A 6,819-nucleotide genomic window follows, 5' to 3' on the forward strand; every position below is an offset into this window, starting at 1 on the left:
GATGATTATGAATAAAGCAATTATTTTATATATACTGAAATTAATTTTCAGACCTAAGGATATACTCACTCGTATTGGATTCGGCCTGTTCAGTGGAGGGGTAGCGGCCTCAGCCGGTGGGTGGGGCCTGAACTTAGTTTTTTCAGGGCAAATGATTAAAAAATATGTAAATATTTTTGATGGCATCTCCATTAGCTATCAAAAATGTTCTGAAGCGGTTCTATACATTGGGATCTTTGCATCCATTTTAGGGCTGTTAGTGCTGATGTATTGCATCTTCTTGGCGGTTCGTGATGTCCAAAAACGTGATATTGCTTTTATTCGTGCATATGGGTTTGAAAATATTGACCCACATGCAGCAGAAAAAATGCTTTCATCCAGAGAAAAAGTCAAAACTCTCCCCGTAGATTTAAAAGCAATTGATTCTAGGGCTAAAAGTAAAGTAATTGAAGAATCTACATTTATCAGAAGGATGATAAAGGATAGAATACAACACTCTGAAGCCACTGTCGCCTATGTTGCAGCTCTAGGGAGTATTCCTTATTTGTATATGATTGGTAGCTCAATGCGTGATGGGCACTTGCCTTTAAGACTATCCGATTTTGATCGTAATAAAAATTGCTTCCACCTTCTTGATGCCCCTCCAACCGGTTCCAAATTAATTAGGAAATTTGGTAGAGAGATAACAGAAAATAGTTCTATTGTTAGCTCGAATGTTAACAACCAAATAGGGCTAGCTATTTCATTTACGATGAATATACAGCCATCGGACCTTCCCGTAGACCTTAGCGATCATACGCTACATATCCAGCTTGATACAGGATTCAGGTTTGATAACCTTCCTTCTGAGGAAGAGCAAGAAAACATCACTAAAGAAGTAAGTTTTATAATATCAGAATTGAATAAAAAAGCTGATGAAGTACATCTATTTATCTCGGCTCAGGCATCTTTTGTTGTTCGTCTTGGCTCTCTTTACCAGGAGGGGTTACACGGTGTAATCTATGTCTGGCATTGGAACTCTATAAAAAATGAATATGAATGGAGCTTGAAAGTTTCAGGTAAAGAGTTGAGCTGAAATATGGTAAAAGCCATCGAGCCTATGCAGGTAATACTGTTGAACTGCTTGGTGTGTTGGAGCTATTAGCTGACAGTTTGCTAAAAAACAATTTCGAAAATATTAGATTAAAAATTTCATGATTATATTAACCGGCGCATATTCCGAAGAAGGCCGGTTATTTTATCAATTTAAATGTGTTTCTAGGAAATTAGGCTTACATTAATATTAGCGAGTTTGTTATCAATCATGATTGTTTACCCTACCTGTAATAACAGTAAATGACAATTTAGAGGTGCAACTTTCCGAGCATATGATTATCTACCAGGCTGTAATGCTCAAGGTAATCCATAAGAAAGGATGCTGTTTAAATATTATCCTCGACTACATCCGAAGTTACGGTCTCCATCACCGAATATTTTAGTTCTTTCTTTGGTCATGTAATCCACCCTATTCATTAAATCGTTGTAAGTTTTCTCGAAGTTGTTCCTTTTACGATTTAGGAGATATTTTCCATTTGATGGGTAATTAACTAGCTTCCCAGAGTCATCTATCGGGATGCCAAGCGCACTGTACCAGGCTGTTGTTATCATTGTGCGTAACGTGTTACGATTCAAGTCGTAATCTCCCAGGTGATAATAAGCATCCTGATTGAAAGATAATATTAAATGGTAATGCCGCTTTCCATTTTTAGTATATTCCCTGACCCATGCGTAACGTAAGGTGGAATATCGGGTAACAGGCCAGTCTTTCCGTTGAGTTTTGATATGTTTATCGTGTCTAAGCTTTGCTTTTAACGCACTGGTGAAACGAGATATAGCACCAGAGTCTATTTTTGGTTGAAAGAATGGGTTGTCTAGACTCTCTGGATCTATTGGGTCATGTAAATCAACACGTATAATCATTGTATTAGGATGTTCATTGAGTGAATCATCAATAACCTGTTTGATTCTATCCCGATATAGAGATACATGTGATCCAAACTCACTATTGTATGTCATATAGTATCCTGTTTAAAGATAATGGTGTAGGTAATATATACTGTATATTATATATTACCTATCATGATAACAAACCATTAGCCGGACTGGGCTCGGTGTTTGTTTTTACTCCTGAATTAAAATCATTTGTTATCATCAGATCACGGGGTTTAAACCAGCTATGGTTATCAATGTGGTTTTGCCTTTCTTTGCCACTAGTATTCTATTTTGAGAGTACAACATACCGAGTAATTCATTTGCTTTACTACGATTTCTAAATTTATTAGGGCCATATTGGAGCACAGTATTTTTAGTAATGTAAGGTACAACAAGGCGATTACAATGATTTTTTATCCACCAATAAAGCTCATCCGCCTCCGAGATTGCGGGCGTTAATTCCGGAGGTTTAGAAAATATGTGGATGTACTCATTAACATACCAGGTAGTTATCTTCACAGCATCTTCGACTGCAGAAAGAGGTATATCTCCATCATTGCCATTAAAATAATGCAGCAGAGAGGCCACTCTGGCCATATTTTCTGCGACCTTAGATGCATAGTCTCTAAAATCTGATAAGGTGCCGAGTAAGCCCATATCTGACTCCACCTTGTTATAAAATTCGATCCAGCGATTTTCTGCTTCTACAGAAAATCGCAGGCAAAGACGATCATTTTGGTTATCTCTGGCAATACTTTCGTTAACTATCTCCATCAGTCGTTGATGGAATACCGGCAAATGTTCGCTTGAAACAACGGGGCTGGAGATTCTTCTGGAACCTTGCTTTGAATCAGGCTGGCATATGAGACATCGAGCGAAAAAACCGATCCCTTTGGCTGTATCGCCTTTACGTTGCAGATAACCTTTAAACACATCAGGCTGAACCATAAGTGCTAGCGTCAGTCTGGCATCTCTGATTAATTTCTCTGGCTCACTTTTCCTTTCCACTGAAAATGTTGCGCCATCCCACATTTTGTTGATGAAAGGTAGTTCGTTCAACGTGTAACCGTTAAAAATAGTGCCAGCCTCATCAGACATGATACCGACAGATCTCCAATAACCACAGAGGTAATCTTTAATAGCCGCAGGAGTGGCATCATTAAATATCTGCTTGAACCTGATCGGTGGTTGCTGGTGCGACGCCAACAGCGCTTTAAGTTGTTCATTTGTCGCCAAATGATCTTTGTTACGGCGAATATCTGATTTGAGTTTTGATATCAGTGCTTTTCTTTCAAAATTAAAAATTTCTTCATCACTTCGCCAAGTATTAAGAGCATGCGTGTACTTATCAAATAATTTTTCATCCAGTTGATATAATGGCTTCATCAGCATTTTATCAACCGTACTTTTCCGTTCGCCAGATTCTGCAAGTGTCAGCAAGAAAAGTGATACTGGGCTACGTAGATTAGTAAGTCGACAAACATCAATCCGGTTCTGACAGGCAAGAGAAATTACTCCAAGAGCAGAAGCAGCAATCAAACCTTGAGGGGCCTGCGTATGCTGTTCCACTTCATAAATTGCATTTCTGATAATCTGAGGGAACGCATTTACAGGAAAAGGATGACCGTTAAACATATAATACCTCTAATACAATTCACGTTAAAAAGTTCTACGCAAGTTGCTATTCCGCTATTAATAGCAGAAATAGCAGGATGAAATAACTCTAATTACAACATTTTGAATGTATGTTAGGTAATTCCTTCAAATAAGTTTGCTGCGTTGCGCTAGCCATTCATCAATCTCTGATTCAACCCATCCAACAGATTTCACTCCGAGCATTCGCTTTTTGGGGAAGGAAGCGTCGTAACGCGGTGATTTGGGGTTCAACCAGTCGTAGATTGTTGCCCTTGCCATACCAGTTTTTTGGATTACCGCAGGTAAGCGGAGTATCCTAACGGTTGATGGATTGTTCATGCTTGATTGCCTCTCGTTAGTTCATTTTGGTTGTAGAAAGATTAGCGGCAAGCATTAATGCAAAAAATCCGCGTACCAAAAATACATTTTTTACAACACTTAACTAATTGATATTTGGTGTTTTAATGTTGACAGCGATTGAGTTTTGCGAAGAAATTAGTCAAAAATCGGTTTGTCTTTCTGGGCAGATGGTCGAATGTGATTGGGACATATACATTGATATGCTCAGCGAAAGTTATCCTGCGATACTGAAGGAACTAAGCGAAATGCGAGATCAGTTCTGGAATTCTGATAAGGTAGGAACACGAGTGGTTTTGTATAGTGATCCATCTCATGAAGAGTATAAATATTGTACTGGTGACAGAGTGGGTCAATTAATAGAGGAATATGCTGAATTATATGATCCAGTTCAGGAATGCTGGAAAGAGTTAAAGTCACGTATTTTCAGGGGAACATTTTCTCATCTTATTCAGGATCCTTTTTTAATTAATGATGTGTTTAAATCACATCTATTTTTTGCCTCGATGTCTTATCAATGGGGAAAATCAGTTATGTCAGAGAATGAGTGTGTTGCTATTAAAGCATTCATTAAATCTTCTGAATTATTTGATAGATGTATTGGTATGTCATGGTTTCATGTTTCTGTATGTGCTCAAAAAAAATTATCCCATGTTAGAGCTAAAGCCGGAAAACAAGGTGGGAGAAGTAAAGCGGAAGTATATCGAGTAATTCAAGATAAACTTGTTTATTTGATCAATGAATCTGTTCCTGAAGGTGGGTGGAAAAGTAAAGCAGCTGCGGTAAATGCTCTCATTGATCCTTTGTGGGACTTTATTAAAGAGTCAAATTTTGACATTAACAATGAAAGTAAAAAATATCGTATCGCAACAATGAGCCAAGATGCTTTGGAAGATACCATTATTAAAAACTGGTCAAGAAATATTGAAAGTATCAAATTGGCTTTAGATAATACAGTTGCTAGAAAAAAGAAAGTCACAGGATAAAAGCCCGTATTATTAATAGTTGAATTATCAGCACCCATTATGGGTGCTGATAAAGGATTCATCCCACAAGACGTATTCCCCTTACCCCACTATTAACGATACTGCCGCTATCTGCTGCTTTTACAAAATCAGCCCACCATTGCATCATCGGACGACGTTGCTCAAGATAATCACTGCGATTATAAGCGCGACGTACCTCATTTTTGTCTACATGAGCAAGTGCTGCTTCAATGACATCAGGTGGAAATCCTTCCTCATTGAGTGCCGTACTGGCGATAGAACGTAAGCCGTGTGAAACGAGTACTCCCCCTAAACCAGCACGCTTAAGGGCTGCATTCACTGTCTGGCTGTTCATCGGCTGGGTAGGCTTAATGCGACTGGGAAAGATAAATTCTCGGTCACCACTAAGTGACTTCATCATTTCCAAAACAGAGAGGGCCTCATCGGATAGTGGAACCGTATGGTCCCGGTTCATCTTCATTCGGGCAGCAGGGATTTTCCATTCGCTAGCATCAAAATCGATCTCATCCCATCGAGCTTCAGCGGCTTCGGCAGGGCGGGTAATGGTGAGAAGCTGCCACATGAATAGGCATCGTGTGGACAGGCTGATACTTGCCGTGCCCATAGTCTGCATTAATTGTGGAAGTTGATCCGGGCGGATACTAGGCATGTTTTTCTTCTGCGGTTTCTCGAATGCTTTCCCGATGTTAACGCTGGGAACAGCATCAATTAGGCCTGTGTTCTGAGCATAAATCATGACTTCGTTAATACGCTGACAAAGGCGGCGAACAGTCTCTAATGCACCTCTGGCCTGAACCGGCTGCACTGCTTTAACAAGAGTATGAGCCTTAATCTCGGTGACACTGATATCACCGATTGCTGGGAAAACATCTCTCTCAAGCGAGCGCCAGATATCATCGGCATAATCCTCTGTTACGCTGGCTTTCTTCACATTCCACCAACGCTCCGCAACTAACAGGAAAGTATTGGTTTTGGCTTCTTGAGAATTCCTAACCTGTTCTTTCTGATGTTCCTGAGGATCAATGTCTTTCGCCAACAAAACTCGAGATTCAGCTCTGAGTTTACGTGCATCAGAAAGCGAGACGGCAGGGTAGGCACCGAAGCTCTGTTTGGTTCGCAGCTTGGTTAGAGGCCGATAGTAACGGAACTGCCAGAGCTTACTACCGCTGGACTTGATTAGCAGAGTAAGCCCGTCACCATCATACAGCTGGTAATCGGCATCTTTAGGTTTGGCGGCTTTGATTTCCGTATCTGTTAACGGCTTGGTTTTTCTTGCCACGGGGGAGTCTCCATGCGTTTAGGCCCAACGAAAACAATAGAGCTTTTCGTTGGGCCTATCAATGGGCCTAAAAGGTTCGGATTTAATTAGTTCAGTTCAGACTTCGAGGGACAAATTGAGGCACAAAAAAGCCCGCAGGGCTTGCGCCGTGCGGGCTCTTAGGACTTCACCGGATGACTCTGGTAATCACCGATGGAGAATTTTGGTGGAGCTGGCGGGAGTTGAACCCGCGTCCGAAATTCCTACATCCTCGGTACTACATGCTTAGTTTGTCTTTACATTCGCCTGGCAGCTGCGGACAAACACGCCACTACCAGACTAGCCTGATTAGTTTTAACGCTTCAACCCCAGGCAGGGCATCCACGCGATCTCTTTTTGGTTTGACCTCTCTTGATCCCCGTCCTAAGAGCGGAGGCTAGGGAGAGAGGGCTCTAAGCAGGTTATTAAGCTGCTAAAGCGTAGTTTTCGTCGTTTGCGACTATTTTTTTGCGGTTTTTTTACGAGGCCTACCGCACCTCGGCATGCACCTTGGGTTTCGCGAATCCCGTCGAATCCAGAATCAGCCCCAGA

General features: G+C 40.9%; 6 protein-coding genes and 1 other RNA gene. 2 read left to right on the plus strand and 5 right to left on the minus strand.

Going from position 1 to position 6,819, the window contains the following annotated elements:
• Position 1 precedes the first annotated feature (1 nt).
• Positions 2–1,075, plus strand: a complete 1,074-nt coding sequence (locus ET34_RS0114190) for an SAVED domain-containing protein (RefSeq protein WP_081826938.1) — start codon at positions 2–4, stop codon at positions 1,073–1,075.
• 353 nt (positions 1,076–1,428) lie between these two features.
• Here the strand turns inward: ET34_RS0114190 and ET34_RS21930 are convergent, their stop codons facing one another.
• The 3 genes from ET34_RS21930 to ET34_RS21935 all read right to left on the minus strand — a co-directional run bounded on the left by ET34_RS21930 (position 1,429) and on the right by ET34_RS21935 (position 3,945).
• On the minus strand, positions 1,429–2,055 hold the full coding sequence (locus tag ET34_RS21930) for an inovirus Gp2 family protein (protein ID WP_053294974.1): 627 nt from the start codon (positions 2,053–2,055) through the stop codon (positions 1,429–1,431).
• Between the two features lie 135 nt (positions 2,056–2,190).
• The gene (locus tag ET34_RS0114195) at positions 2,191–3,606 is read right to left on the minus strand and encodes a YfjI family protein (RefSeq protein ID WP_031523111.1); all 1,416 of its coding nucleotides are present in this window, start codon (positions 3,604–3,606) and stop codon (positions 2,191–2,193) included.
• Positions 3,607–3,732: 126 nt separating this feature from the next.
• Positions 3,733–3,945: an AlpA family transcriptional regulator gene (locus tag ET34_RS21935; RefSeq protein ID WP_053294975.1), complete on the minus strand. Its 213-nt coding sequence runs from the start codon at positions 3,943–3,945 to the stop codon at positions 3,733–3,735.
• 125 nt (positions 3,946–4,070) lie between these two features.
• Between ET34_RS21935 and ET34_RS21035 the strand changes: the two genes are divergently transcribed.
• Entirely contained in the window at positions 4,071–4,949 is an 879-nt protein-coding gene (locus ET34_RS21035; protein WP_035891386.1) for a hypothetical protein, read from the plus strand.
• A gap of 58 nt (positions 4,950–5,007) precedes the next feature.
• On the opposite strand, the gene ET34_RS0114205 is transcribed toward ET34_RS21035, so the two are convergent.
• Together ET34_RS0114205 and ssrA are read right to left on the minus strand one after the other, a co-directional pair.
• On the minus strand, positions 5,008–6,249 hold the full coding sequence (locus ET34_RS0114205; protein ID WP_031523115.1) for an integrase: 1,242 nt from the start codon (positions 6,247–6,249) through the stop codon (positions 5,008–5,010).
• A gap of 203 nt (positions 6,250–6,452) precedes the next feature.
• Positions 6,453–6,816, minus strand: a transfer-messenger RNA (tmRNA) gene (gene ssrA / locus ET34_RS21940).
• Positions 6,817–6,819 lie beyond the last annotated feature (3 nt).

The sequence above is a fragment of the Siccibacter colletis genome, from assembly GCF_000696575.1.
In the GTDB taxonomy this organism is placed as follows: Bacteria; Pseudomonadota; Gammaproteobacteria; order Enterobacterales; family Enterobacteriaceae; genus Siccibacter; species Siccibacter colletis.

Bases quoted from the DNA above. Each gene is read 5' to 3' on its own strand.
- ET34_RS0114195 (WP_031523111.1), bottom strand. From the start codon at position 3,606: ATGTTTAACGGTCATCCTTTTCCTGTAAATGCGTTCCCTCAGATTATC.
- ET34_RS21935 (WP_053294975.1), bottom strand. From the start codon at position 3,945: ATGAACAATCCATCAACCGTTAGGATACTCCGCTTACCTGCGGTAATC.
- ET34_RS21035 (WP_035891386.1), top strand. From the start codon at position 4,071: ATGTTGACAGCGATTGAGTTTTGCGAAGAAATTAGTCAAAAATCGGTT.
- ET34_RS0114190 (WP_081826938.1), top strand. From the start codon at position 2: ATGATTATGAATAAAGCAATTATTTTATATATACTGAAATTAATTTTC.
- ET34_RS21930 (WP_053294974.1), bottom strand. From the start codon at position 2,055: ATGACATACAATAGTGAGTTTGGATCACATGTATCTCTATATCGGGAT.